This window comes from Streptomyces sp. NPDC006265 (assembly GCF_040613555.1).
In the GTDB taxonomy this organism is placed as follows: domain Bacteria; phylum Actinomycetota; class Actinomycetes; order Streptomycetales; family Streptomycetaceae; genus Streptomyces.
In genome coordinates, this window is record NZ_JBEXSH010000868.1 from 1 (window position 1) to 3,799 (window position 3,799).

A 3,799-nucleotide genomic window follows, 5' to 3' on the forward strand; every position below is an offset into this window, starting at 1 on the left:
GTCCTGACGTGGACAGCTGTCTGTGCGGACCTGATCGCCAAGGCCCAGATCCTCTACGAAGAGGGCGAGAGCCATGCGAAGGACCTGGTCGCCGATGTAGAGCGAGCACAGGCCAGCGCGGAGGTAGAAGCGATCCCGATCATGCTCACCCTGGAGAAGACTCTGCTCGACACGGCGGAGAAGCTCGAGCTGATTGACTTCACCCAGCGCAAGCAACTGGAGCGGATCCGCGACGATCGCCACCTGTGTGCACACCCGTCCATCCGGCCTCTGGGCGAGCTCTACGAGCCGACGATGGAGTACGCCCGCGCCCACCTCGCGGCCGCGCTGGAAGCCGTGCTCATCCACCCCCCGAGCCAGGGTCGCAAGATCGTTGGCAGCTTCCTCAAGCACGTGGTGGACCCGGGCTTCGTCTACGACACCGCGTACCTCACCCACACCTTCTTCGACCGCGTCCGCCCCAGTGCCAGGTTCAAGGTCGTCGAGGCCGCTGCCAAGTTCGCCGTCCTCGCGATCGAAGACTCCGCGATCACGATCAAACCGGAGCGGTTCGCCGATCGCATGGCCAAGTGTCTGCGCAGCTTCGCTGAACGCGACGCCGACCTCGTCCAAAAGGCCGTCGCCAAACAGATGTCACGCCTCGAAACCGCCGAACCCGCCGTCCAACTCCAGGCTCTCGGGCGGCTCGGTGACCTCCCCGCCTTCTGGGCGGCCCTCGCCGAGCCCGTGCGCAACCTCCTCAACGCGAAGATCGAGAGGATCGGAAGCCGACTGCAGTTCAACGGGATCACGACCGCAGAGGCCAAGGCGCTGTCCCTGGTGGCGCTCCCCGAACTCCGCACCACGCTGCCGGCCCTCGGCGAGGCGTTCCCCAAGCTCGCGGCCGAATCTCGCGCCCAGGTCATCGGGCAACGGCCCCACCCGTACTTCACGCTCTTCCTCTCCACGCTCCTGAGGGACGTGGGCTCCTACGACAGCGGGCAGGAAGTCGCCGAGGCGGCCGTCCTTCCGTGCGCCGGTCTTCTTTCCTGGCCGGAACTCGAACAAGTGCTCAAGGAGTGGAACGACAATCCCCAATGCTGGGGCCGTGCCATGCCCGGCTACGTTGCCGAGCTCTACACCCTCACGGGCCATCTCGGAGACGGGCGCAGGATCCTGTGGAAGCCGATCCTGGACGATATCCGGGGGGACGACAGGTTGTTCAACCTCATCGCCTCCGGCGTCGGATGGACCGAGCCTCCCACGGTCTGACGGCAGACCCAACCGGACTCAAGTCGTTCAGCATCCCTTGACGGAGCCCATGCGCCCGCGCGGACGGTCGCGCACCGCCGGCCGACCGCCGCGGCTTGGTGGCCGGCGCTGGCCGAGCCCATGCGCACCGAAGGCCTCGTCGACGGACGTCCGCCTCTAGCCGCTAGGGCCTCGCTTCGGGCGGAAACCCAGGTGCTGGCCGCGTCGCCCGCTCACTACCGTGATGACTCCTCGGCGGGAGCTGAGCGGAACGCGGAAGGCAGACGGCGATGAAGCGCCTTGAACTGGTAGTCGTCCAATTTGAAGAGGTCAAGCGCCTCATCGAGGTCGGTCGGGTCCCGCAGCTGCGGCTGGCTCACATCCTCCTCGACAGCGCCGTCGAACTGATCATGCACCGGATGGCCGAATCCGAACTCGACTGCGAGAGCTACCACTTCGACCGGCTTGAGAGCCTCCGCCGGCTCGAAGCGATGCGCAAGAGCGACAACCCCCTGCACCGCCGGTTCGCCACCGGCCCGAGCAACGACCAGCTCAGCGCAGAGATCAAGGAGCTCGAAGGGATGGTGACCTCGAAGAGGAAGCGGCAGAAGATCAACTACAACTTCGGGGACAAGATCGACTTCCTGGTGGAGCGGACGAGGCTTCCGGGCGGAATCGCGCCGGTGCTGAAGAAGCTGCACGACTACCGGAACGAGACCTACCACCGTGACCAGCACCGCGTTGAGGTGATCCGTCCTGCCGTCCTGATCTACTTCGATGCGGCATGCACGGTTCTCGACCTGTACGAGCCCGGAGTGCTGATCGGTGACGATTCCCTGGGGCCTGAACTGGCGCGCTTTCAGGACACCCGCCCCGGCCACCGTGACTCTTTCGAGGTGTCCCATCGGGCTGCGAAGCAACTGCGGGAGGAAGTCGGCCTTGACCTCGCAGCGGTGAGGACCGCCCTGGTCGACCATCTCCTTGGACGGCTTGACGATCTTGAGTCGGGACTTGCCTATGTCGAGGAGAACAGCGTCAGGGGCGCGGCTCCGGGTGATGCGATTCGGGCCATGCAGATCGAAGACGGAGACATCGAAGCGATCTTCGACAACCAAGTGCTGCGGAGTCGAAACTATCCCCTCACCATGGAGGACGTGAAGTCCTGGATCGAGCGGGCCACAGCGATGGCAGACATGGACGACAAGCACGCTCTTTTCGCCGAGCTCGCGGCTCTTGAAGACGCGTTTGAAGGCCTCGAATCGAAAGTTCGCGAGGCGGTCTGGCGCATCGATGAGGCAGCGAACATGCGCTGACAAGGCACGGTCCAGGTCTCCGCCCGCCAGCTCAGGGCACGGGCCGGAAGAGCAGTGCCTGCCGACTACGGTGATCACCATGACACTGGGGGAGATGCTGCAACGCCACGTCGGGCAGGCTGTGGTGGCGACGGCGATCATCAGCGAGGCCGTCATGACGCAGCTGCGCGGACCGGCGGCCGGCATCGCCGTCGGGGTGGCGGCGGCGGCCGGCGGACTCTGGGCGGTGCAGGGCCGCGCCCGGCAGAAGTCGGCGATCGCGATGGCCGTCGGCCCAGGCGTTGACCTGGCAGGTCCACGCAGGCCGCAGGCCTGACACGTCCGACAGTGACACGTACCGCCACATCGCCACCAGGATGCGGCAGACCACCGAGCACGTGCGCCGCACCACGGCCGAGCGCGGACTGAAGAAGGTCACCCTGGCCACCTCCAGCGAGACCGGCAGCTGGGCCGACGCCCGCTCCACCGGCCACGGCCGCCGAGGCCACGTGTGGCTCGGCATGCGGTGGCTCCACCCCCGGCACACCAACCACCTCCCCGCCGTCCTGGAGCACGAACTCGCCCACCTCCAGCGCCGCGACACCGGCAAGCGCATCACGGCCGAGTCCGCCGCCGTCGCGGTGGCCGGCCTGGCCGCGGGCCTGCTGCCCCTGCCCGCCTTCGCCCTGACCGCAGCCGCCGCCTGGACGCTGAACACTATGTACTTCTGGTGGGGCGAACTCGCCTGCGACCTCGCGGCCGCCCGCGTCTGCGGCCGGGCCGCCGTGGCCGACATGTGGCGCGAGGACCTCGACCGTGACCGCGCCCGCTCCGTGCTGCCCCGGATCTGGGTGACGGTGCGGGGACTGCGCACGCACCCGCCTCTGCGCCTGCGGATCCTGTGCGCCGAACACGTCCCGTTGCCCGACGCACGCGAGCGGGCCGTGCACCCACTGCACACGCCGGCCGCCAGCTGATCCGACGTCCACGTCGCCGATGTCTTGGCCAGACCGGCCACGAGCCGGCGCTGCGTCCCGACGCGCGATGGGATTCCCTGATATGTGCGATAAGCGACCGGTTGGCGCGGTACTTTGGCGAGCAGTCCCCCTGGACGCCGCGTCCCCCCGTGCGCTGCGTCCGGGGGTGTACTCCGCCGGGTCCGGCGTGATCAGCGGCCCCGCCCTCCGGCCGCGGCAACCCGCTCTCGCGCCCGTCTGCCGCGACCGGCTCTCTCTTTCACATGGAGGTCACCGGCTCGCAGTGCCGGGGTTCGGGAT

General features: G+C 67.8%; 4 protein-coding genes. All 4 read left to right on the forward strand.

Features of this window, described 5'->3' with window-relative positions; translation table 11 throughout:
- Positions 1–1,251: hypothetical protein (locus tag ABZ281_RS41770; protein ID WP_356663161.1), on the forward strand; the 1,251-nt coding region annotated here is incomplete at its 5' end.
- A gap of 269 nt (positions 1,252–1,520) precedes the next feature.
- Positions 1,521–2,543 carry a hypothetical protein gene (locus ABZ281_RS41775; RefSeq protein WP_356663162.1) on the forward strand — a complete coding sequence of 341 codons (1,023 nt, stop codon included), beginning with the start codon at positions 1,521–1,523 and terminating at the stop codon, positions 2,541–2,543.
- Positions 2,544–2,622: 79 nt separating this feature from the next.
- Positions 2,623–2,859: a hypothetical protein gene (locus ABZ281_RS41780; RefSeq protein ID WP_356663163.1), complete on the forward strand. Its 237-nt coding sequence runs from the start codon at positions 2,623–2,625 to the stop codon at positions 2,857–2,859.
- A 40-nt stretch (positions 2,860–2,899) separates the two neighbouring features.
- Complete coding sequence (locus ABZ281_RS41785) at positions 2,900–3,499, forward strand: M48 family metalloprotease (protein ID WP_356663164.1); 600 nt, start codon at positions 2,900–2,902, stop codon at positions 3,497–3,499.
- The last annotated feature ends 300 nt before the right edge of the window (positions 3,500–3,799 follow it).